23 protein-coding genes and 4 pseudogenes are annotated in these 20,943 nt (G+C 57.6%); 9 read left to right on the forward strand and 18 right to left on the reverse strand.

What is annotated here, in order from left to right:
* Positions 1–5: 5 nt before the first annotated feature.
* Together DVK03_RS17960 and DVK03_RS17965 are read left to right on the forward strand one after the other, a co-directional pair.
* Positions 6–503: a type II toxin-antitoxin system VapC family toxin gene (locus tag DVK03_RS17960; protein WP_233509335.1), complete on the forward strand. Its 498-nt coding sequence runs from the start codon at positions 6–8 to the stop codon at positions 501–503.
* Between the two features lie 56 nt (positions 504–559).
* The gene (locus DVK03_RS17965) at positions 560–1,066 is read left to right on the forward strand and encodes a hypothetical protein (protein WP_115803409.1); all 507 of its coding nucleotides are present in this window, start codon (positions 560–562) and stop codon (positions 1,064–1,066) included.
* Between the two features lie 43 nt (positions 1,067–1,109).
* Here DVK03_RS17965 and DVK03_RS17970 read toward each other — a convergent pair whose 3' ends face one another.
* The 8 genes from DVK03_RS17970 to DVK03_RS18000 form a co-directional block, all read right to left on the reverse strand.
* Complete coding sequence (locus DVK03_RS17970; RefSeq protein ID WP_115803410.1) at positions 1,110–1,931, reverse strand: SWIM zinc finger domain-containing protein; 822 nt, start codon at positions 1,929–1,931, stop codon at positions 1,110–1,112.
* Between the two features lie 2 nt (positions 1,932–1,933).
* Complete coding sequence (locus tag DVK03_RS17975; RefSeq protein ID WP_115803411.1) at positions 1,934–2,386, reverse strand: hypothetical protein; 453 nt, start codon at positions 2,384–2,386, stop codon at positions 1,934–1,936.
* Positions 2,383–2,895 carry a winged helix-turn-helix domain-containing protein gene (locus tag DVK03_RS17980; RefSeq protein ID WP_004061500.1) on the reverse strand — a complete coding sequence of 171 codons (513 nt, stop codon included), beginning with the start codon at positions 2,893–2,895 and terminating at the stop codon, positions 2,383–2,385. The genes DVK03_RS17975 and DVK03_RS17980 overlap by 4 nt, the downstream gene beginning before the upstream one ends.
* 308 nt (positions 2,896–3,203) lie before the next feature.
* Positions 3,204–3,341 (reverse strand): hypothetical protein, encoded by a 138-nt coding sequence (locus tag DVK03_RS20160; RefSeq protein ID WP_004043292.1) that lies wholly within the window; start codon positions 3,339–3,341, stop codon positions 3,204–3,206.
* Between the two features lie 2 nt (positions 3,342–3,343).
* Positions 3,344–3,889 (reverse strand): type II toxin-antitoxin system death-on-curing family toxin, encoded by a 546-nt coding sequence (locus tag DVK03_RS17985; RefSeq protein ID WP_115803692.1) that lies wholly within the window; start codon positions 3,887–3,889, stop codon positions 3,344–3,346.
* A gap of 28 nt (positions 3,890–3,917) precedes the next feature.
* Positions 3,918–4,907, reverse strand: coding sequence for a transcription initiation factor IIB family protein (locus tag DVK03_RS17990; RefSeq protein WP_233521833.1), 990 nt, complete (start codon positions 4,905–4,907; stop codon positions 3,918–3,920).
* A 201-nt stretch (positions 4,908–5,108) separates the two neighbouring features.
* Positions 5,109–6,005, reverse strand: a complete 897-nt coding sequence (locus tag DVK03_RS17995) for a TIGR02391 family protein (RefSeq protein WP_115803412.1) — start codon at positions 6,003–6,005, stop codon at positions 5,109–5,111.
* 69 nt (positions 6,006–6,074) lie between these two features.
* Positions 6,075–6,956, reverse strand: coding sequence for a DUF4238 domain-containing protein (locus tag DVK03_RS18000; protein ID WP_115803413.1), 882 nt, complete (start codon positions 6,954–6,956; stop codon positions 6,075–6,077).
* A 533-nt stretch (positions 6,957–7,489) separates the two neighbouring features.
* Between DVK03_RS18000 and DVK03_RS19760 the strand changes: the two genes are divergently transcribed.
* The 3 genes from DVK03_RS19760 to DVK03_RS18010 are packed head-to-tail and all read left to right on the forward strand — an operon-like array spanning position 7,490 to position 9,276.
* Entirely contained in the window at positions 7,490–7,855 is a 366-nt protein-coding gene (locus DVK03_RS19760; RefSeq protein WP_147301752.1) for a hypothetical protein, read from the forward strand.
* Positions 7,856–7,873: 18 nt separating this feature from the next.
* Entirely contained in the window at positions 7,874–8,731 is an 858-nt protein-coding gene (locus DVK03_RS18005) for a hypothetical protein (RefSeq protein ID WP_115803414.1), read from the forward strand.
* Positions 8,728–9,276: a hypothetical protein gene (locus tag DVK03_RS18010; protein ID WP_147301753.1), complete on the forward strand. Its 549-nt coding sequence runs from the start codon at positions 8,728–8,730 to the stop codon at positions 9,274–9,276. The genes DVK03_RS18005 and DVK03_RS18010 overlap by 4 nt, the downstream gene beginning before the upstream one ends.
* 367 nt (positions 9,277–9,643) lie before the next feature.
* Here the strand turns inward: DVK03_RS18010 and DVK03_RS18020 are convergent, their stop codons facing one another.
* The 4 genes and pseudogenes from DVK03_RS18020 to DVK03_RS20165 all read right to left on the reverse strand — a co-directional run bounded on the left by DVK03_RS18020 (position 9,644) and on the right by DVK03_RS20165 (position 13,922).
* Positions 9,644–10,777 (reverse strand): homing endonuclease associated repeat-containing protein, encoded by a 1,134-nt coding sequence (locus DVK03_RS18020; protein WP_147301754.1) that lies wholly within the window; start codon positions 10,775–10,777, stop codon positions 9,644–9,646.
* 213 nt (positions 10,778–10,990) lie between these two features.
* A pseudogene (locus tag DVK03_RS18025) lies at positions 10,991–11,890 on the reverse strand (SOSS complex subunit B family protein).
* Between the two features lie 617 nt (positions 11,891–12,507).
* Positions 12,508–13,749, reverse strand: coding sequence for an RNA-guided endonuclease TnpB family protein (locus DVK03_RS18035; protein ID WP_115803418.1), 1,242 nt, complete (start codon positions 13,747–13,749; stop codon positions 12,508–12,510).
* Entirely contained in the window at positions 13,746–13,922 is a 177-nt protein-coding gene (locus DVK03_RS20165; RefSeq protein ID WP_199505999.1) for a hypothetical protein, read from the reverse strand. The genes DVK03_RS18035 and DVK03_RS20165 overlap by 4 nt, the downstream gene beginning before the upstream one ends.
* Before the next feature lie 318 nt (positions 13,923–14,240).
* Between DVK03_RS20165 and DVK03_RS18040 the strand changes: the two genes are divergently transcribed.
* The 4 genes from DVK03_RS18040 (at position 14,241) to DVK03_RS18055 (ending at position 17,415) form a co-directional block, all read left to right on the forward strand.
* Complete coding sequence (locus DVK03_RS18040) at positions 14,241–15,314, forward strand: hypothetical protein (protein ID WP_115803419.1); 1,074 nt, start codon at positions 14,241–14,243, stop codon at positions 15,312–15,314.
* Positions 15,315–15,327: 13 nt separating this feature from the next.
* On the forward strand, positions 15,328–15,759 hold the full coding sequence (locus DVK03_RS18045) for a hypothetical protein (protein ID WP_147298740.1): 432 nt from the start codon (positions 15,328–15,330) through the stop codon (positions 15,757–15,759).
* Between the two features lie 673 nt (positions 15,760–16,432).
* Complete coding sequence (locus DVK03_RS18050) at positions 16,433–16,636, forward strand: hypothetical protein (RefSeq protein WP_008605631.1); 204 nt, start codon at positions 16,433–16,435, stop codon at positions 16,634–16,636.
* Positions 16,633–17,415: a winged helix-turn-helix domain-containing protein gene (locus DVK03_RS18055; RefSeq protein ID WP_115803421.1), complete on the forward strand. Its 783-nt coding sequence runs from the start codon at positions 16,633–16,635 to the stop codon at positions 17,413–17,415. The genes DVK03_RS18050 and DVK03_RS18055 overlap by 4 nt, the downstream gene beginning before the upstream one ends.
* A 60-nt stretch (positions 17,416–17,475) precedes the next feature.
* Here DVK03_RS18055 and DVK03_RS18060 read toward each other — a convergent pair whose 3' ends face one another.
* The 6 genes and pseudogenes from DVK03_RS18060 to DVK03_RS18085 form a co-directional block, all read right to left on the reverse strand.
* On the reverse strand, positions 17,476–17,985 hold the full coding sequence (locus DVK03_RS18060) for a hypothetical protein (RefSeq protein WP_115803422.1): 510 nt from the start codon (positions 17,983–17,985) through the stop codon (positions 17,476–17,478).
* Positions 17,982–18,578, reverse strand: coding sequence for a helix-turn-helix domain-containing protein (locus DVK03_RS18065; protein ID WP_115803423.1), 597 nt, complete (start codon positions 18,576–18,578; stop codon positions 17,982–17,984). The genes DVK03_RS18060 and DVK03_RS18065 overlap by 4 nt, the downstream gene beginning before the upstream one ends.
* 48 nt (positions 18,579–18,626) lie before the next feature.
* Positions 18,627–18,953 (reverse strand): annotated as a pseudogene (locus tag DVK03_RS20310) (hypothetical protein); the annotation flags it as partial.
* A gap of 8 nt (positions 18,954–18,961) precedes the next feature.
* Positions 18,962–19,252, reverse strand: a complete 291-nt coding sequence (locus tag DVK03_RS18075; RefSeq protein ID WP_115803424.1) for a hypothetical protein — start codon at positions 19,250–19,252, stop codon at positions 18,962–18,964.
* 327 nt (positions 19,253–19,579) lie between these two features.
* A pseudogene (locus tag DVK03_RS20315) lies at positions 19,580–20,020 on the reverse strand (hypothetical protein).
* 540 nt (positions 20,021–20,560) lie between these two features.
* Positions 20,561–20,940 (reverse strand): annotated as a pseudogene (locus DVK03_RS18085) (primase-associated protein); the annotation flags it as partial.
* Between the last annotated feature and the right edge of the window lie 3 nt (positions 20,941–20,943).

The raw sequence follows: 20,943 nt of genomic DNA on the forward strand, positions 1-20,943 counted from the left end.
CTCGGATGGCTGAACCAGTTGACACCCCGATCGGCACGGTTACACCTGAGCATTTTCGCCCAGGTCACGTCCGCCATCAGGTCGTCGTCGGTCCGAAGTTCCTCTACGCATTGTTCAACCCCCAAGATCAGATGCACGCAGTCTCGCGAGCGTTTATGGCGTTCGTTCGTGACGGCGACCTCCCCTATCGTCGCCTCATCGTCAACGATCACATCGTCGATGAGGCGGCCACGCGGCTGAAAAAGCAAGCGTCGATTCGGAACGCCGCGTCGTTCCTGACGACGCTCGATGAGAGTACGCTCTACCAGTTCGAGGCCGTCTCCGTGGACGTTTTCGATGACGCGAAAGCGACGTTCGTTGAGTGGACTGACCTAGATGCATCTTTTACAGACTTTGTCGTCGCCGCACACATGGATGAGCTGGGGGTCGATCACATCCTCACCTACGACCGGCACTACGATGCCCTCAACGTGACAACGCTCCCATATCGTAGTCAGAGCTAGATGTGTCAAGTATGTCCAAATCCCCACGGAATGGCGTCCAGTCGTGAACTGAGTCGATGAGCGCCCGCGAACGCATTCGAGCGGTTGCCGAGACGCTTCGTGAACCGCGATCGGTTAACTGGATCAGCGAGCAGGCCGACGCCACCTGGAGCAGAACCAACGAGGAACTCCAAGCGCTCGTCGAGCAGGGGCTGCTGCGCCGCGTCGAGGCCGGCGAGGCGACGCGCTACCAGCCGGACTACACGCGACTGCTCTTCGAGGAGATCCGTACGCTCATCGAGGAGAACCCGCGCGAGGAACTTCGCAACGAATTGGCCGCGATTACTGAGGAGATCGAGGGGTGGCAGGCGACCTACGACGTCGAGACGTGGGAGGAGCTCGAACAGTCGCTCGACGACGGCGACCTCGCAAGTGGCGAGCTTCGCGAACGCCGCGACGTTATTGGACGTTGGGAGGAGTACCAGGAAAACCGCCGACTCATCAAGCACGCGTTGGCACTCTACTCGGATGTCGAAGCCCCTCGCGAACAGATGGTCGATGTGGCTGACCGTGACACAAACTAATTTTCGCGGTCGTCGAACCTGCGGGCGTCATAGGGCGACACAGCTATTCGTCGGACTGCTCGCCCAGCTTCTCTCGAAGCTCGACCGCGGCCTTCTCGAAATGTTCCGCGAGGAGCGGCGTTCCCGATGTCGCCCGCTCGTCGAGGAATGCGACGGCGTCAGTGATTGCATCAGCGTCCCGTTCTGCGGTCGTGACACAGTCGACATACCCGTCGAGTGCCCGACTGAACGCACGCGAGAAGTGGTCGTACGCGCCGTCGACGCGCTCCATGTTGTCGTCGAGCGACTCAACGAGTGCCCGGTAGACGGTCGCCGCCGACGCGTCCCGCTCCTGCTCGCGGTACTCGCTCGCGAGATCGAACCACTGCGTGAAGTTGATGGGCTCGAAGACGACATGGTACTCAGGGTTCGTCTCTTCGAACCGCCGGTCGATCGCGGTGCGAAGCTCGTCAGCCGACTGTCTCGTCGGCTTGCCGACGCGGGCGAGAAACTGATCGCGGAGATCCGTATTGGTCGCGAGTTCGTCACGCAGGAATGCGCGGAGTTCGTCGGCGTCGGCACCGTCAAGTGTGGCGTCGAGTCGATCGCCTTCGTCTGCAGGTAGGTCGTCGACACACCGAAGCAACACGGCGACGACGTGCTTGCATGCTCCCGGCCCGTCGTACGGACAGTTGCACCACGGGGCAAACCCGTTGGTGGCGAGGTCAACACGGACATCGTACTGACGGCTACCGCTCACGACTGCGGTTACAGTGGTGTCGATGCGGTGAATCCCGTGGATACGGCCCTCCTCACGGTATCGTTCGCCGCGTTCGAAGACTGCGTCCGTGCAGATGTCCCGGACTGCGTCCTCGGTTACATCCATCTTTACGGTGGGTTTGACGCACTATTCAGCCGATCTAGTGCATTATCCTCGTACGCTGTTCGCCACATTGCATGGACGGCACGCGTCACGAGTGACACCTCGGTCACGTCGATACAGGACGGTTCGGCGTCCGTCGTCGTGGCCTCGGTCGGCGGGTGGAAATGGATCTCGGGGGAGTGTGTGTTCGGATGGCGATCGAAGCGCCAGTTGACGTCGTTGCTATCGACGTAGTGGAACGAATACAGCCCCAGTTCGCTCCACTGGATATCGAGCCGAGCGTTCTCGGCGTCGCCCAATCCATCGCTGAGACTGATCTGCAGTTCCGTAGGGGCGACGACATCATCATACGCCGTTTCGTCGACTAACGGCTCGAGTTCGAGCCAGAGGTCACGAATTCGCTGGAGTGCCGGAAGATAGATCGGCCCGAACTCGCCGGCGCGGTCGTTACCGTTCATACAGCGAGCTGGTGGCTGGCCTCGTCGTAGGCGAGTGCGGCTTGTGCGACGGCGAGATTCTGTCGCGTTGTCCGCCAGGCGGTGAGGTCGTCCCAGCCGCCCGTCTCGTCGGCGTCGAGTTGCTGGGCGAGTTCCTCCGGTGACACCACGTCGTAGCGGTCCTCGTAGCGCCGGATCTCGGCCTTCATCTCTTGGATGCTGTCGAGCAACTCGGGTCGAGTAACTTCCTCACGCAGCTCGCGGATCCGCGACATCAACACCCGGTCGCTGTTGCGCTTGTACAGCGTTGTTTGGCCGTCCTGTTCCGTCTCCGCGAACCCAGTGTTCACGAGCGACTTGCAGTGGCGACGCGCCGTCGGCTCGCTCACGAGGGCCCGCTCGGCGATCTCGGCTGCCGATTGCCCATCGTGGGTCTGTTCGATGATTTCGTACACCCGCTCGAACGGCGTGGTGTCGGCTTTCCAGTCGGCTTTGACCTGCTCGTTGATGTCATCCCACGTTTCGGTCATACTGGGAGCTACGCAGTCGAGAAACAAATAGCTTCCTGAGAAAAATATATTTTCATAATATCCCGATACGCCCAGACAGTCGGCGCCGGCGAGTTCGCCGCGTCTCCGCCTCAGATGGAATCACCCATCGGCTCGAGTCGTGACTGACTTTGTAACCGACCTTCGGGCCACGACCTGCTGCATCTCGCGGACCTGTACCTGCCCTAACGGGTACTGTACCCACTGTACTCTTCGCTGTCCTTGTTGACTTCGGTGTTAGGAGAAACTAAACAGGCCGTTGCGAAGACTGAGTGACTGCCGGCCGCCGTCTATTCGGTCGCGAGTTCGTCGTAGATTTCCTCGTGCTCGTCGAGGTCCTGTCGGCCGAGGAACCGGATGAGATACTGCCGTGCCTCCTCGGGGGACAGCTCATCGGGGATCTCGGGTTGTTCACTTTCAGCGGCCATTCTTACTCCCCACTATGGGCGTCGTCGTCATAATCGTTCGGTTCATACGTGTCTTGCTCGACTGTGTCGTGTTCCGTGGGTAGTTGGTCCGTTCCCTCAATCCGTGCCAGCCACAGGTTGATGGTCGCCTCGTACTCCGGAGCAAGCGGCTCTGTGTGTGCTCGTAGATACGTGATCACGTCGTCCGCTTCGACACTGCTCTCATCTGTCGCGAGCGCCTTCAGGATCTCTTTGATCTCCCGATTGTAGTCAAAACGGCGGCCATTCAACGCGTAGAAAATTCGGGTCGACATGAGCGCCGTTCGCTTGTTGCCATCGACGAATGGATGATTCGCCGCGATAAGGCGCAGCAGCTGGAATGCCTTCTCATGGAGCGACTCGGGAACTTGGCCGAAATGGCCTTCCTGGATATGTTCGACGGTATATTCGATATCACCTGGTGAAGAGATGCCCGCGGTCGTGTCTGCATTTGACTCCACGATCAACTCGTGGATGTCACGGATATCAGCAGCCGACAAATAGCTGATCGACTCCGAGCCTTCGTCCATCATCGGTAACCTCTGTGAGGACGCTTATCTAACCCCTGCTTTTTGCAGATGCTGCTCGCTTCTCTGTATCGCTCTTGGTGCCCACTCTATGCTCATCGTCCAGCTGTTGTAGTGTGTCTCGATGGTTCCGAATCGTTGTTGTTGAGGTGTTCGCCACCTCCGCGGCCTCGGATTGCGTCAGCCATCGGCCCTCTTCGCGACCAGCCTTGTAGAGACAGGCCGCTGCGAACCCAGCCGGATGGACGCCCGTCGTGACGCCGCGCTCCTCGGCCTGTTCCGCGAGGGCTCGGGCCCTCTGTCGGATCTCGTCCGGACACTCGAGGTCCGAGGCGAGTCGCGGCACGAACATGCTGGGGGAGACGGGCTCAGCGAGGAGGCCCAGCTCCTCGTTCAGCGTTTTGTACGCGTTCGTGACTCGTGACTCCGCCACGCGGGCCAGCTCGCTGACCTCATCCACTAACCGCGAGCGGCCGTTGCACCGGCAGGCCCCGTAGACGCTGGCCGCGGCGATGGCCTCGATGGATCTGCCACGAAGCAGATCCTCATTCTGGGCGCTCCGGAAGAGCTGACACGCCTGGTCGCGAACCGAATTGGAGAGCTCGAGGGCACTCGCCAGCCGGCGCACCTCGCCCAACCCGTGTGCGAGATTCCGTTCCGCTTTCGACCGCCAGCGCCCACGGGTTTGCTCACGGCGCATCCGCGCGAGTCGCCGTCGCTTCTGTCCGGAGATCTCGTTCCCCTTTGCGTCGGTACCGCGACCGATCTCCGTCGACAGGCCGCGATCGTGGCGGGCCGCAGTGAGTGGAGCACCCGTTCGCTCGCGCTTCTCGTCGTCGTACGCCCGCCACTCCGGCCCGTGATCGATGCGCTGTTCGTCGATGACCAGGCCACAGTCCTCGCAGACCGTTTCGACCGCGTTCGTGGTGACTCGACCGTCGCACTCGGGACACTGGTTCGCACTCGATTCCGTTCGGACGTCTTCGTCGAATCCGCTCTCGTAGATGTCTCTGGTTGCCATCGTTCTCACCGTGTTTCGGGAACTCGCCAGTACAGCGAGCCCCTCACCCATTGAGGGGCAAATAAACGCAATCGGGCACGGACGTAGATTAAGCCAGCTAATGGCTTAGACGAACAAGGAGGTGCCTTTTACCGAAATCAAATTTCAAAGAGGGGTCCAATACCTCTTGTTTTAGAGAACAGTTCGGATAGTGAGATCTAGCTATGGACCGGCACTATCAGCAACTTCACTCTCGAGGACGTTAAGAAGTAGATCCACATAGTGCAGGACTTGCATTGCACGCTGCTGATCAATCGACTCCTCGTCTCTGTGGCTCGGCGGATTACGTAGGGCACCGAAACCTCCCGCGTACAGATACATCCAGCCTCTCTTCTCCGCCGCGACACTCGCGAACGTCAGTGGTCCACCGTCCTCACTAAACGCGTCCTGAGCCATCCCCATACCCGTATCGTCCTGTGAAAAGCCGCCTTCCTCACGGATCCGTTCTTCAAGCACTCGGAAGGCCGTCCGAACACAACTCTGGTAGTGGCCATCTACGTATTCAGGGACAGCATCACTGCGTAAATCTGGGTGCTCCAGGTGAAGGATCGGTTCCTCATCTGTATCCTGGAACAGTTCATCGACCATGTCCAGGAAGGCCATCGCTCCTCTCCTATCCTGCTGCTCATGATCTACAGATCTTCGATAGTGACGTATCTCACCACGGTGCCCATTTGCGTCAACCTCCAGCCGGTAATCATTCACAGTGAACGTGGCCTCCTCAATATCCTCGATGTATCTTCCAAGTCGACTGTTGAAGCCTGTCCCTGAGTCCAAAGGAACCGTAATCGACCGTGTTTGATTATCCTGCTCACGAATATACCGCTGAAGCAACTCAGCTACATCCTGCAGATCGGTCCACTCCGAGAAAACGAAGGTCCCACCGAATGACTGAGTCGGCGTCCCATCACTGGAATACTGCTCGTGAGTGCTGATGTCAAAACTCTTCTCGTCACTATCCAGCTTCAGGATCGTCTCAACCCGAAAACTGTACTCCTCATCCGCTAAATCCGCCTCATTCGAATACTGGTCTGAGGTAAATTCGCGAGAGATCCGCATTCTTAGTTCATCGGTGAGACGAGAGTGTAATAGGTGTTCCCTCAGAAGTCAAATCCGACTGGCAAAGCGTTATCCGACGAACCTGTCCGAGTAATCCAGTTCGGCGTATTCTGGATTTTCCTTGATAACCTCTCTAGCGAACTGGAAATCCTCTACGGGGGAGAAGACCTGGCGGTGTGAGTGCTCAACCTGCAGCTTGTTCTGGAAATCGACGTGCTTCTTCTCTGTCAACTCTTCACGCTTCGACTTCACGAAATACTGCCCCGGATCATACAGCGCCAGAACAAGATCAGTACTCAGGGGGACGTGAACCTTGGATCCTGGTTGCTTAATCCCTCTCTCCGGATCCGGTTCCGGGTTAATTGGGTTGAAGATCGCTATCGGATGATCTGAGGTCCACAGTGGATACTCCGTCTTATTCACGAACAGGAACCAGTTCATCCGGTACAAAAGGTCTGCAAAGCCTTCGAGAGCGTTCGCAGTTAGCTGTGCCTGCCACTGCTTCGCCCCTTCCTCCGTCGTACCTGCTTCCACGGCCTTCCGTGCCTCTCCATCTCCGACGTCATCCTCGTCGACAGTCTCCAGCGTGTGCTCCGATGCCTGCTTCACGACTTCCCGGAACTTCCGGGTCCGGATATGCTGGTGGGAAAGGAAGAGGGAGATGACGTGCCTCTCCTCAGGCATTAGAGTGGTGACGTCAGCATTATCCACCAGTTTATCATAAGCCTGGGAGAATATTCCTTCAAAATCCGCAAACTTGTTCTCGATAAACTGCTCGTCAGAGAGGTCATAGAAATACTCTCCCTGCGCAATATTCATCGTGTTAGCGCCAAACACCCTATCCTCCGGCAGATCATAGCAATAGAGGTAGTACGGCTCCTCAGTGTTCTCGGAGAACGTGTTCAGGTAAAACCGGGGAACGAAGTGCTGCCTCTTTATCTCACGACCCATACCTTTGGTGACTACATCTTACAAACGAACCCGTATAAACACACCCTCGACTCGACCACGGAGAAATATAGAAGTGGAGAATAACGTTGTAAATACGCCGCTCTTGGGGATTTCGTACTATGCGGGAACAGTTCTCCCTGAAAGAACTTTACTAGTACACCTTCGCAACTAACGAACGAATCGCTAAGAAAGATTCAGGCCTGGAATCCAACGAACAGCCTACCGAGTTCACCACCCTCTATCACCGAGATTGAGGCGGTGTCGAGAAGGACGTCCTGGTACAGGGGGTGAACGATATCACCGGGAAATCAAAGTGAGGTCCACTCCTAGAAGACGGATTCGATCGAGGTGCATACTTTCTTGAAGACTCGAATATCATTCCTGTTGGCGAAACCTTCGAGCTTGTAGAAGGCGGTTACGACCGAAGAGGTCCCGAACACGAAGAACCAGAGTAATTGATGGGGAGAACTGCTAATCGTTCACAGAGATTTATATGGCGGCCGCCTAAAGCAAGCGGTAGAAAAGCTGAGTTTATGGCAGGTGGAGGACCATTAGCTAACGAAGCCAGAAAATCGAGGACTTCGATAGTGTTTCTCATACTTTCAGCGGCCTCTATCTACTACTCCACCCACGTCTACCTAAACTACCCTTACGACTGGTGGATTAAGTGGATCGCAGGTGCTGGAGTTGTCTTCTTCGGCATCTCTATGTTCTTGATGTATCAAGATTATCAACACGAATCGGAGTATCGAGATCTTCTTGAGAGAGAAAAACGGGCTGACGTGCTATCCAAAGAAGCTGAAGTTGAGCAGTTAGAAAGCGACCAAGCAGAAGCTAGTCAGGAACCCGAGCCCCCGGCTGATATCGCTAAAGAAGATGAACCGCTCCCACAAAGGTAGAAGAGGATTTGTAAAACAATGACTCAACAACTGAATTTCGACAAAATCCGGGATTTCATCCGTCTCTTCCACTACCAGTACTCGGAGGAGACCCTTTTGCCTGAGATCTGTGAGGTCACTCTCTATCAGGAAAAGTTCTCAGAGAGGTACGGGACAATTGGGAACTGGGATTTTCCCTCCCGGAGAGAAAACCATGGGCACTCCGGCTTGGAGTACAATCAGATCGGACAACGTAGTATGACACCTGTGGAAATCCTTCATTCAGAACAACCTCTGGATGTCATCCAGAGCTTTGTCCGACGACTGCGCTTGGGAGAGCGTCACTACGTTCTGAATCAACTTGATGAGAAGGCTGAGAGAAACGAGATTGAGACTATCCCGTTCGATGAGCCAACTCATGTGAACTTCCAGGAATGGTGTGGCCAAGTTCGGAACCCCGACCATCTCTTCCTACCGCTCGATACTGAGTTCCACAACACAGTATTCGAGTGGCGGCAGAGGAACGACTACACCCTAAATATGGGAGAGATAGCGATTTCCGGACGTAACGTCGTGAAGATTCACTGGGTGCCTCTTGATTCCGGGATTGAGTACGGTTACCTCCTCAGCAGCGAGGGATTGGACCTTGTGCAGAAGTGGTTCGGTGACTCCCCAGACCCGGCTAACTTTAATTATAACTCGAACTTCGACATCCTGAGTGAGAACCGTCCGCTCATGGTTTACATCGGAGACGAGATAGTTGAGGATGAGGAAGAGGATACTGAGAGTTTCAGAGAGAAAGTGGACTTCCTGTATCGAGTCGTCGTCTCTAATTTGATGCTGGACAGCAATCATGCCTTGCGGCTGGAGCCGACCAAACAGCTTAGTTCAGAATGACGGGAGAGAGCGAAAAAGGTGGGCAGATACAATGGGTTCCGAACCCGATTCGGGAAGTAGAGCGCTTGAAAGACGTTGTAGAAGGTGATATCGGGAATATGGAGGCGGCGGAGCAGGATTTCGAAGAAATAGTGGACGAAGATCTGGGGAACGATCTTCTTCTCTATTTCACCCTAGTCCATTCGACCATCGAGCGGTACTCAAATAACATCTTGTGGAGCCGTTTCAATTCTGAAGAGTACCAGCCTGAGGAAGACACAACTGAAATATTGGAGAACCTCAACGATGATCGTGAATATTTGAGTCAATCGACAAGAGAGAATTTACTGTTTACCGAGGGGGTCATTGATCCTGGGCTGAAAAGCCAGATGGCTGAAACCAGAAGAACGCGGAATTCACTGGTCCACGACCCTCACGAGCGAGTAACTCTATCTTCAATCGAGGATGTCGCATCCAAAGTCGACATAGCATGGAGAGCTGCCACGGCTATGAACCAGAAATGGACAGATGAGTTGCGTCGAGGAGACGCTGAGGTAATTGAGTAGGTTAGAAATCCTTGACTCTGGTCAGTACTGACTCTTCTATCGTTTTTGAATCATTGATATAATATCTGGCAAAAATGAGCTATCTATCGTTCTGGCTTACACCTGTGTTGTTGGATTCGTTCTGGCAGCCCGACTCTTCCACACACGGGACACTCCCGTAGGGGTGTCGGCGGCAGGTCGTTCCAGGCGTCCAGCGCGGCGGCTAACTGTCCTTCGACAATCGGGGAGTCGGTCGTGCGGCGGGCTTCGCGGAGGTGAATGCGAAGCCGTTCACGGGTCGTGAGCGTCGTGTCATCGATCATAGTGAGACGGGAAGCTGGTGTCCCCGCCACCCATCGTTGGGGGCGAGAAACACCACCGGAGTCGGTTAGCGAATATCGGGCTGGAGCGGAGCAAACTCCTCCCATATCGTATGGTGGCGCTGACACAGCGTAATCAGGTTCTCAAGCCGGTTCGACCGTTCGTAATCCAGAACGCCATCGGCATCGATGAATGCGCCAAGCGGCGTAATGTGGTGGACGTTCAGGTCGCGGTCCCAGCGTTCCCGGTGGGTCTCGCGGTCAATCGGACAGCCCGGCATCTGGCACTCGAAGCCGTCCCGTTCCAGGGCGCGTTTGCGCTGCTTGTACCAGTTTGGTCCGTACGAAATGTCTCCGTAGCCGCCCTTCCAAGTGGGATGCTCTGGGCCGCTCGGCTGGCCGCGATATTCCATCCCGGCCGCCTCCACGGCCTGCTTCCATGAGCCATACCTTCGGATGTACGGGTAGATCGTGATTTCCCCGTGTTTTCTCATATCCACAGTTGAGGGGACATACCCCAGTTCATCGCGGAGCCGAGTGAGCTCCGTCAGTAACTCCTCGTCCGGGATATTTCGCCGCGTATGTGGGTCAAAACCTGCCTCCTGAAGTGCAGCGTTCCAACTCCCGAATCGCCGCTGGGCGACTTTCGTTGCGTACGCTCCTTGTTCATCCATTTCGTAGGCGGTCGGTGGTCGCCCAAGGTCCTCTCCGAGAGTCTGGATCGCTGAGATTACTTCTTTCGGTGTAACCTTGGCCGATTTCGTCGTCGATAGCTCTGCAGCGTCGAGTCCGGTATTCCACGATCCGAATCGCCGTTTCACCACAGCTGGGGATACTTCCCCATGTGCCTTCATTTCCGATACTGACGGAGAGTGACCGAGTATCTCGGCCACGCGCTGTAACTCCTCGATTACCTCCGTTTCTGAGTAGGAATGATCGAGTGGTTCAAGCCCCGCCTCGTGTAGTCCTTCTTCCCAACTGCCAAACGTTGATTGGACGGCACCAGCTGTGAACTCTGTCTCTTCCTCGACCTCGGGTTGCATCGGCGTTCGGCCTTTTTGTTCGGCGACGCGTCTGAGCTCCTCAATGATGTGGTCTGGTGTGATTGACCGCTTGTGGCCTGCTATGTGGGCAGCAATCTCGACGTTCGTTTCGAACGATTCGCCGCAGATGTCGCACGTGTAGTCTCCTTCGACTTTCATGCGTAGCTCCGAGCGTTGGGCACGCCCGCACCCCTCGTGGGGTGGGACAAACACGCCCGGTCGCGCACCGTTTCCCTCGGTTTCAGGGATAAATCTCAGACCGGGTCTCGAGGTTGTGGCTGCGCGCGCAGCGAAGCGAGCACGGAGCGGAGGGTGGGGCGGCGGGGTCTGGGTCGGTCCGGCACATAGCAAAAAAGAGGCTGCTCTGACCGGCTATTCGTCCCACCAGCGGCCGCGCTCCGGGAAATGAAGGGTTGACCAGCCAGTGACGGCTAGTGAGACGCGTCCATCGTACCAATTTTTCGCCGCTCCGTGGATACGCACCCGTTCACCTTCTTCGATCCAGGGGGCATTTGATTTCTCCCAGATCGTCACCTTCGTTTGCCCGCTTTCGTCTGCGATGAGCCCGACTTGAGCGATGGCTGGCGAGTCACTCTCCCAGAGCACCTCGATTTGCCCTTCGACACTCACTTCTTTGCGATCGACATCCTCGAGAGCGTCGATGGGAACGGTGCCCCCCGGGGCCGTCTGCAACTCCTCGAACACCCGCACGACCGCACTCGTCATGTCCGTGCCGTCGACGACCGCGTCGGCCAGGCGTCGACTGACCGCCGCACGTGACCAGCCATCCACCCGCGTCGCGAGTCGGTCTGCCTCCGTGTTCACTGTCGCCAGTTCATCTTGGGAGAGCTCCGCCCGGGGATCATCCCGTTCAGGGTCGGCCATCGGGTCCACGCTCGCGGCACGCTTCTGGAACTTCCGCCGGCGTTCCTTGCTCCCTTGGGCAGCGACCTCCCGCGTGCGCTGCTCGCGACCCTCCTGCGTGCCCAGCTCGGCCTAGGCACTGATGCGCTCCAGTTCGGCTTCCCGCGCCCGAATGCGCTCTTCCTGTTCGAGGGTGACGCCGTGAATCCGCTCGTTGCTCGTGTCCGCGATCCCGTCCGGGTGGTTCGCATCCACCTTCGCCTGCGTCTCCTGCTCGACCGCCGCCTCGAACTCCGGCGTCTCGTCGACGACCGGGAAGCCGTCCTCATCGACCGCCTGCTCGCCCGCTTTCTCGAATGCCTGTTCATCGACCGAAACGACCTTTCCGCTAGCGTTGTTACTAGACATTGGTATCACACCAAGGTACCACTGAAGGCGCTCACGCGCCGACACCGCGATGCTGCTACATCGCAGTTTTCCGACGACACCGACCGACAGAACCATCTGCGCGCTCTCGCTCGCGCCTTCGCGAGCGCCCTACCGGGCGCGAGCGAGAGCGCGCCCGAGGAGATTACCCATCCAGCACCGCGCGCCGACCCGCCCGGAGCGAGCGACCAGCGGAGAAAGCGTGGGGGGTGAGCAGCCACGCTGCGCAATCCCCCGCGCTTTCCCGCTGGCGTCGAGGGCACATGCACTTTAGCCCGGCAGTCCGCCCGCTACTGCAGGCAGACCGCCCGGAATGGTCGGTCGCGAGCGACGCGGAGGGCGGAACGCGGCGAGCGGTGCGAGCCGTAGAGTACCACACCAGCCAGCCGAGAGAGACTAATGCCGGCTCAATAAACCGCAGCTGAGTCGTTCGGTCAACTGCTGAATTCTGGCCAAACAACGCCCAAGAAGAGCGGTACTGAAAGCGCTAGCAGCTGGAAAAGCGAGCGACCAGCGGATCGACATCCACTCCGCGTTCACGGAGCGTCCGCTCGCTGGCGTCGCGGCGACACCACGGCGGCACCTTGCGGGTCTGTGCGCTATTCGTTGGGAGCCACTGTGGCTCCCTCGACGGGATACCACTGGTGGTCGTCCCACTGGAACCGCACGGGCCGTGCCGTCGGCCTGACCGCGATGTTCGTCGCCTGTTCGAGCAGCGTCCGCGACGCGACGAGGTCAGTGTGGCCCTCGAAGCCGCACGGACACCGCAGCGTCTCGCGATGCCGGCGGGTTCGCCTGCGCTCCCCACACTCCGGACACGTCTGAGAGGTCCACGCCTCCGAGAGTGAGGCCACCTCAATGCCGTACTCCTCACAGACGTTCGCGAGTTGATCGAGACACTGCCGATGCGCCCAGAAGGTACGCGCTTTGAGGTTCGCCTCGACCGACCAGTATTCGCCAAGGACGCCGGTGAGGTCGCCGTGATAGATGGTTTCGATACCGTCGTCGTGGAGTCGCTCAACCAGATCACGAAGCAGCGCGTTCACGGCGTGGTCGCGGCGTCGAGACCGCTTCCGATAGAGCCGCTGGATTCGATTGCTGGTCTGCTGTCCATCCGGCAGCTTCGCTTTGGCGTCGGCGATGCGCTGGGTCGTCTCACGGAACTGCCGAAACGGCTCTTGGCCGCTGTACCAGTACTGGTCACCGGCCGTCTTCGTACACGCCACGAGGACGTTCGCGCCGATATCGAGCGCGGCGGTGTCTGTCCCCGTCGGCGTCGCCTGCTCGCTCTCGGCGACCGTTACTGGCTGGTGAGCCCGGTACGTCTCGTCGACGTCGTCGTAGGTGAGGTGGAGGCGGCCCTGCTCGCCCTGCCAGTGTGGTTCACCACGGACGGCAACCCGGAGCCGTTCGAACCGACCGAAGCCGTACTCGTCTTTGAGCTGGCTGCCGATGGGAATCTCAAGCCGGGAGCGCTCGCCCCAGCTGATCGTATAGGCGTCGTTGCGGATGTAGGTCCGCAGGTCGCGCCCGTCGGCTTGGTTCCCCCAGTAGCCGGGTGGACTGACCTCCTGGTCGGCCTCCTCGACCGCCTCGAAGAACGATCGCCAGGCGGCGTCGTTGACGCGGGTGATCTGTTGTGTCGTCGCCGACCCCAACACGTCGACGTACTCGTCGTAGTAGCCGTCACAGTCCCAGACGCTCTCGCCGGCGAAGAACTGTTGCCGGCGAGCATACGTCAGCTGGTTCCAGAGGCTTGCTGACGCATCGAGGAGACGTCGAAGGACGGTGTCGGCCTGTTCCGATTGCGGAACGACCTCGAAGATGTTGGTCCGCCTCATCGTTCGGCCTTGCCCCACATCCGCGGCACGTAGCCGAGGTGTTCGATGTCGTCCGCGTAGTCTCGGAGGAGCCCGATCAGGACGATTTCCGGAACACCGTTCTCGGCCTGTTCGACTAACCACTCCTCCAGTTCGACTTCGGCTGCCTCAATCTCGTTCAGTTCGACTGACATCGATCATCGCGCCTCTATCAGACGGTGCACCTGTCGCTGGCGGCGGTAACACATCTCGAATCACCTGTGCTGTGCAGGCACGACCGAACGCGCCTGCACCCTTTGTAGGCGCTCAAAAATACTACCGTACTACACAGTCAGAATCGGATGCCGTAGAACAGTTGTCATACTTGGCTCGGGGCAATAAGTACAGAGGTGTATCGGTCATCAGGGAGAGGAATTTCACAACCTCTACTTGGGGATTACAGACAATGACTACGATACACAGCGACCAGAAGAGTTAGGAGGTTCCCTGAATAAGAATTACAAAGAGAATTTATGGCCCGGAATAACCTCTCTGAACGCTGGGAGGAGTATTATTCCACAGCGATTCAGAAGGGGCTAAAAGCTGCGCTCGCAGATGTTTCTATAGAGAAGTCTTTCGATGAATTTGATGACGGCCATATCAAGTTGAACAAACTGATGTACGTGGCTATGGCCGAGCGTGGTCTCCACGAAGAGATGCAACATAGCTGGCATCGATATGGGGGCGACCTTGGAACTCTAGTGCCTAGCACACGGACCGTTGGTCCGGTAGAACTTGATGATCTACCTGAGACGGAACAACCTCAACAGCCTCGCCCATCTGGTGACAACTCCAGAAAGACAGTCTGGGATGAGAGTGACTATCGAGAGTTCTTTAAAACCATATCGATTGGATCTCTAGAATCTCTGAACGAGATTCTGGAAGCTAGTCGAGCGACACTGCTTGAAGAGTTCTACACAGAGTACAGTGGGGAGATTGAAGACTGGGTTGATCTATATTTGATAAACGTCCGGATTCAGGAGGTTCTACATCTATACGCGGAAGATGACCTTGGCCAGTTCGATAATGAGGCATACATGGCATTTGCGGAGACCCTCGAAGCCTTCGAAAGGGAACTCTACAGTCATTCAGAACTGTCTCCTGATCACCTTGATGAGTATGACATAGACCTGTCCAGTGACGAAAACCCAGCAGACTTACTAACTGACTTTCTTGATCTCGTTGACGATATCTACTTTACTATATCCCAGCAAGATTTGGACGAGTTTTCCGGGGACTTATCGTACCAGCTTAGCATGGTTGAGGAGTTTTACCACGAAAGGGCGTGGAACCTCGTTACGAAGGTTATCTCATTACACACTATGCATGGGCCCAACCAGGAAGCCCTTCTGTATGGTTCTATTTCTGATCTCGAGCAACTGGTTAATGGGTTTTCAATCCGTATGGAGCGTATTGAATCCGAATGTCGTGCTGCAGATCTTCTTCCAAATAGTAACCAGTTTAGAAGTCCAGAGGCTGACTCCCGACCTGGTCAGCAGCTTCCGACACGTGACGAGTTCAGACAGGCCTTGAAAGGAGATCACTAACTGGCGACCCTAGATGAGTGCTCAGACTGGCCGACCCAGATACGTTATTTATCTGAACGAAGCTTGTGAGCATTTGGCTGAGCTTGATGCTTCTCTCGAAAAGCGAATAAGAAAGCGTATTGAGAAGTTCCTTCGAGCCTGGAACGCTACCGATGTTTTTGAAAAGAGTGTAACCGACGATATTGATTATATTAAGAAGCGCAGGGGAGAAACCCGAGCTTTCGCCACGTATATCGAAGTAGACGGGTTGCACATTTTGATGGTACTTACCGTATTCAAGCAAGATGAAAAAGACAGATTTTGGCTGGAGAAGTCTCTCTATCAATCAAAGGCGAAAGACTACCGCGCGGAATTGAAAGAGATTAGCAACAATGGCTCGCTCAATTCGCATATTGAGAACCTTCGAAAAAACGACGAATATCTAGTCGTTGGGCCAGAAAAATAGGGCCAATTCGAGATGGTTACGGTGTTGTTTTATCCAGACGCCTACTAATCAGCGCATTCGCCTAGGTTACTGTTGAAATAATAGTTATGACAACTTTTTAATAATCTCAGTAAGACGTCTTCCAATCGGGGTGAGCAGCTACGCCGCGCAACCCCTCGCGCTTACCCGCTGGCGCCGAGGGCACATGCACTTTAGCCCGGAACGGGCGCGGGCGGTGCGGAGAGCGCCCGCACGCCCGGAATGGTCGGTCACGAGCGACGCGGAGGGCGGCAGCGGCGAGCGGGGCGGGCCGCTACGTACCCACCTGTCCAGCCGGCTATGTCGCTTGGTGAGCTAATCACCGCCCTGGTGGACTCAGAAAGGGCGAGGCCGCCTCGGCCGTCCCCCGACCCCGCAAGCACCGCAGGGACGAGGCGCGCAGCGGCGGTCGCGGGACGTCGAGCGGACGAGGGCTTTCATCAATGAGTCGTGAACCGTCTATCACGCTGCATTCGTGCGATTTGCTCTGGACCAACACGGTGTTTGCAGGGGCAAAATGCCACTTCGTCTATCCCCAGTCCAATCCAGACCGTAAAATCACAAAAACGGTCGATATGACCTTTGTACCCCCGAAATGTACGTGTTACTGAACGATGCGATTAACGTACTCGAATCATAACCGGGTGATGTCCAGATGAGTGACCTGCTTGATGCCGCCGAGGGCGCTATCGCGCTTGTGTGCGGGGGATTCATTTTCCTCCTGTTCGGAAGCGCGCTGGGGACGACGGGGCTGATCGATCTCAGCTTCTGGGGAATCGTCTACGTCCTCGTCGGTATCGTTGTTCTCGTAACGGCCGCTGCAGTTGCAGCTGGTGCCATCATCTCGGAGGTTGTATGACACTACGCTCGCTCCTCGTCGACCTCGTCTCGACCAATGACCGAAAGGAGGTTCCAGATGAGCAGATCCTGAACGTCCTCCGTGAGAACGACCGTATCGCGATGGGAACGCAGGATATCGCCGATGCAGTAGATATGTCTCGACAGGGCGTCGAGAACCGATTAGACGAGCTCGAACTCGAGAATCGAGTCCAGTCACAGAAAATCGGCAGCGTTCTCGTTTGGGATCTGCATCCAGATGAACGGCGAGACGTAGTTCCGCCTGAAATCGACCGCCTTGTTCACACCTTCGACCAAATCCGAGATCAATTTGCGATGACGCGCCGATTGGGAATGTACATTCTCCTCACCGGTTTCGCCATCATCTTCACGAGCTTGAGCACGGCACTCGCTGCAACGCCGGTTGATCCCTTCGCAGAGATGCTCCTCGTGTGGGGATACGGAATCGCTGCAGGTGGGGGTGCAGCGTGGTTCGTCGGAGGTGGAACACAGCTCGCGACGATTGTTACTGAACACGTCGTCTATTGGCGGTTGACTGGAGAATCACTACGTACATGGAAAGAAGCCGATGCTGCAGCATCCAGCCAACGTGGTCAGATCGATGGTCGCCTCATTGTTGGCCTCTTTGTGCTCCTGCTCATCGGCGGCGCACTCGTTGGTGCTGCAAGTGACCTTCAAGCGGGGTTAGCTGCATCTTCTGCGTTTTCGTGGTTCGAAGCGACGGTTGTCGCTGGTCTATTTTTGGTCGCCCTTGTAGCGATGGTACTTGGAATCGAATAAGGAGGAGATGCTGAGCGACCACAAATCCTCGTAAGATGCGTCTCCTTCCGTCCCTATCCCTCAGCTACGACTCGAAACCAGGTCCTCGATGAACCGGAACCCGTTCACGAACGTCACCGAGTCCCCGTACCCCTCACTCCCGAGTACGGTTTCAGCCCCCTCGCCGGCGGCGATGTCGGTCGTGTAGATATACACCTCGGTTGCCGCCCCCGCACTGAGATGCTGGGCAGCTAAGGCGGCGAGGGCGGCGTCGGCACGCTCGACCTCGTCGGCAGGGCGGTCGTCGGCGTTCGCGATGTACCGCTGGACGCCGTCCATCACCCGCGAGACGACCGGCTCTGAAAACTCCAGCGGCGGCGCGACCGTCGCCCAGCCCTCGTCGATCGCGGTGTCAACTGGCACGTCCTCAACGTCCGGATCGTCGACGGTCAGCTCCTCGTACACTCGTTCGGGCAGGACGAAGGCGATGTCGTTCCGGCGAGCGAACCCCCGGACGGCCTGGTACCGACTGTTCGACGGTTGCCCCATCGCGACGAACAGGCCGGTGTCAGCGATGTGGAGCCGGCTCACGCGTCGTCAGCGCTGTCGCCGTCGATGTCCAACTCGTCGAGTCCCGCTCCTGCCTCCTCGATGTCGTAGTGTTCGTGGACGACAGGCCGGAGCGCCTGGAGAATCATCTCCGCAGCTAGCGGCGAGATGTCCAGATCCTCGGCCATCAGGCGGTGGGTTACTTCCCCACGCTCCCGAGCGACGGCGTAGGTGAGCGCGGTCGCGAGGCCGGCGACGCCGTGGCGGTCGATGTAGGTGCCGATGTCGGCGTCCGTCTTGCGGCGGCCGACGGCGTCGATGAGCGCCGGCGTGATCGTGTACTCGCGGTCGCCCGCGGTCGTCGTCACGGTCAGTTCGATCTCCCGAGCAGCGTACCGGCGAGGCTGTTCGTCGTCGGTGACGTCGACGACGCCGGCGTCGACGAGCCGGTTGACGTAGCTGTAAGCGGTTCCCTGTGCGAATTCGAGGTCGTCCATTACGTCCTGGACGGTCGCTTCCCTCTCCCGGGCGAGGTACGCGTACAGCTGGGCGAGCTGTGGCTCCTCGAGGAGATCGGCGACCGAGAGGAAGTCCTGGACGATGTCGCCGTCGGCGCGGTTTGAGGTGCGTGACACGATTTGTTCTTAATTACAGTTTACAGCGAATCAGTAAAGAGTGTTGGGTCACTCCGCCGGCGTCGCGACGAGATGCTCTTCGAGGTCGCGCGTCCAGTACGTCGCGAGTCCACCCGGACTACAGCGGGTGCACAGCTGCAACGGGCCTTCCAGATGCCCGAGTTCGACACGGAATCGCGTGAGCGCTGCGAGCGTGTCGACGACCAGTCCACAGCCGTCACAGGCGACGTGATCGCACTCGCCAGGATCAGACCGCGTCTGAATCGCACAGTCGACGCAGATCGGGTGGGTGACCCGCTCGTCTTGGCCCCAGGTGTGGGCCTCGCCAGTCTCTGTACCGGGCGGAGAGTCGCAAAACGTGCAGCCGACGAGGGTCTACTACATCACTCGCCCTCCCCGTCGGCGTCACGGCCGGCTGTCCAGCCATGGTGGAAGACGGCCAGCTGCGTCGCCGAGTCGAAGGTAGTGCCGCTCGGCTCGTGAACCAGAACTTGGTCTTCAGGAACCGGAGTGACGACGTCCGCGTCGATGAGGTCTTCAACGAGACTCCGGGCCGTCGCATCGTCGACGTCCGCCGTGTCAACCCGGGCGGCGTCACGGTCCTGGGCGAGCTGTTCCTTCTCGAATTGTTCGTAGTCGCGACTCGTGTCGTCGTGAGGGTCGGGACCAGGCATGGTGAGTCACGCAGCGCACGCTATTACGCGCTGCACGCCTTCCGGCGCCGAAAACAACTCATGGCGTACAGATCCGGTACCTCTTCGGATCACCCATCCGTCAAGAAGCACTCACTCGAGGAGTCGGGCGGAGGGTGGGGGCAAGGGAGTGGGTCCAGCCCCAGCTTTAACCAACACTGTTTGGTCTTTTCAGATCACAACGAGAGACTCACGATAGGCTAGTCCTCCTGACAATTCTGGTCGTTCCAGCGGGCGCACTCGGTATCGCATTGCATCTGAAAAGACCAAGTGTCGGTCTCGTCCGAGAATGTTGGTTAAGTCTGGCCGCTACGGTGTCTGGAGCTCTCGAACTGGATTCACGACGAAGGCGTCTGGCTCGTTGGCTGCTCTCTCATCTGACCGCTCCACCGACGTCGAGGGGGACCGCGTAAGCTGGGTAATGAGTTCCTCGCGAACGGTTCGTCGAGAAATGGTGGTCTCGTGCCAGCCCAACCGGTCGTCGAAGTGCGGCTTCCGGAACTGCTCGCCGACGTCGGCGGCGGCGACGTACTGCGTCCGCGTCGACCGCCCGACCTACCGGGAGATGAAGACGGCGCCCACGGCCTCGTGCGTGAGCTCGACGAGAGCACACTCCACGAGCGCAACGACCGACGCGTGATCCCGGTCGGTCGGAACCGTCATCTCGAGGTCCGCCCACGGCGCCTCACTGTCGGTGGTAGTTCCTGCGTGATCCGCTGCCTGTGTCTCGTTGTGTGGTTCCGAAGCCATCGTCTATCGGGGGCGAGTGATGCGCCCCGTCACCCCCTCGCGGGGGCAACAGACACCACCGAAACGCCCCCGTCAACCTATGCGCTAATTCTGATACTTCTGTAGTTCCGCTACCCCGGTGATGGCCTCTCGGCCTGAGAGAGCCGGCGGCCTTCGCACACTGCATATCGCCTCTTTCTTTGGACGAAACTCGCGATATGCAAGACGATATGACGCCCTCAAATCGAAGGAGAACCCCGTCGGGTCGATTTGAGGGCGTAGAAAACACCTCGACGGGGTCGATGATGACTCGCCGATTTCAAAAATTGCTCGACGGAGGGGTAATGGAGGTAATATCGTGCGTATCAGGATTTACTAGGGCCGCTGCTTCACCTGTTCTGAGTCTCTTGAGGTCTTCCGGCTCGGAACTTCGGATCGTGAAATACCCCAATTCACCCAATTCTGGTTGTTTTAGCCGCTGAAAATTGCTCGACGAGGGGTTTGAAGAGACTGTCTTTGGTCTGCAACACAGCTCTCGAATATCTGAGAAAAATCTATGATTTAGAACTGCCCTGCGGGGCCGGTGGACTGCTCATCGACTTGCTCGTACATCTCATCAGGGAACGGGAGGCTGCCCCAGATCGAGTAGGGACGCTAGTCCTAGCCGATGTAGTAGCGTTGTAAATCGTCATTATCGCAGTTCATCGGCAACGGCGTGTCGCGATTGTGTTCGAGAACTCGTAGCGGACCTGGTGCTCGGTCTCCTGCTCGTCGTACCAAGGCCACCTCGAGAAGACGTCTTTGAGGTCTGTGACAATCATCTCGGGGTCGCTGTCCTGGTACTGGGGCAGCCACATCACGATCCGGGCGAAGTTGTACAGGTCCTTTCGGATCAGCTTCTTCTCGTGGAGACGTTCGGCCATATTGGCCATACAGGGGATAGG

The organism is Haloferax sp. Atlit-109R (assembly GCF_003665865.1).
In the GTDB taxonomy this organism is placed as follows: Archaea; Halobacteriota; Halobacteria; order Halobacteriales; family Haloferacaceae; genus Haloferax; species Haloferax volcanii.

Coding starts and splice junctions, on each gene's coding strand:
- DVK03_RS17960 (WP_233509335.1), top strand. CDS start 6: ATGGCTGAACCAGTTGACACCCCGATCGGCACGGTTACACCTGAGCAT.
- DVK03_RS17965 (WP_115803409.1), top strand. CDS start 560: ATGAGCGCCCGCGAACGCATTCGAGCGGTTGCCGAGACGCTTCGTGAA.
- DVK03_RS17970 (WP_115803410.1), bottom strand. CDS start 1,931: ATGGATGTAACCGAGGACGCAGTCCGGGACATCTGCACGGACGCAGTC.
- DVK03_RS17975 (WP_115803411.1), bottom strand. CDS start 2,386: ATGAACGGTAACGACCGCGCCGGCGAGTTCGGGCCGATCTATCTTCCG.
- DVK03_RS17980 (WP_004061500.1), bottom strand. CDS start 2,895: ATGACCGAAACGTGGGATGACATCAACGAGCAGGTCAAAGCCGACTGG.
- DVK03_RS20160 (WP_004043292.1), bottom strand. CDS start 3,341: ATGGCCGCTGAAAGTGAACAACCCGAGATCCCCGATGAGCTGTCCCCC.
- DVK03_RS17985 (WP_115803692.1), bottom strand. CDS start 3,889: ATGGACGAAGGCTCGGAGTCGATCAGCTATTTGTCGGCTGCTGATATC.
- DVK03_RS17990 (WP_233521833.1), bottom strand. CDS start 4,907: ATGGCAACCAGAGACATCTACGAGAGCGGATTCGACGAAGACGTCCGA.
- DVK03_RS17995 (WP_115803412.1), bottom strand. CDS start 6,005: ATGCGGATCTCTCGCGAATTTACCTCAGACCAGTATTCGAATGAGGCG.
- DVK03_RS18000 (WP_115803413.1), bottom strand. CDS start 6,956: ATGGGTCGTGAGATAAAGAGGCAGCACTTCGTTCCCCGGTTTTACCTG.
- DVK03_RS19760 (WP_147301752.1), top strand. CDS start 7,490: ATGGCAGGTGGAGGACCATTAGCTAACGAAGCCAGAAAATCGAGGACT.
- DVK03_RS18005 (WP_115803414.1), top strand. CDS start 7,874: ATGACTCAACAACTGAATTTCGACAAAATCCGGGATTTCATCCGTCTC.
- DVK03_RS18010 (WP_147301753.1), top strand. CDS start 8,728: ATGACGGGAGAGAGCGAAAAAGGTGGGCAGATACAATGGGTTCCGAAC.
- DVK03_RS18020 (WP_147301754.1), bottom strand. CDS start 10,777: ATGAAAGTCGAAGGAGACTACACGTGCGACATCTGCGGCGAATCGTTC.
- DVK03_RS18035 (WP_115803418.1), bottom strand. CDS start 13,749: ATGAGGCGGACCAACATCTTCGAGGTCGTTCCGCAATCGGAACAGGCC.
- DVK03_RS20165 (WP_199505999.1), bottom strand. CDS start 13,922: ATGTCAGTCGAACTGAACGAGATTGAGGCAGCCGAAGTCGAACTGGAG.
- DVK03_RS18040 (WP_115803419.1), top strand. CDS start 14,241: ATGGCCCGGAATAACCTCTCTGAACGCTGGGAGGAGTATTATTCCACA.
- DVK03_RS18045 (WP_147298740.1), top strand. CDS start 15,328: ATGAGTGCTCAGACTGGCCGACCCAGATACGTTATTTATCTGAACGAA.
- DVK03_RS18050 (WP_008605631.1), top strand. CDS start 16,433: ATGAGTGACCTGCTTGATGCCGCCGAGGGCGCTATCGCGCTTGTGTGC.
- DVK03_RS18055 (WP_115803421.1), top strand. CDS start 16,633: ATGACACTACGCTCGCTCCTCGTCGACCTCGTCTCGACCAATGACCGA.
- DVK03_RS18075 (WP_115803424.1), bottom strand. CDS start 19,252: ATGCCTGGTCCCGACCCTCACGACGACACGAGTCGCGACTACGAACAA.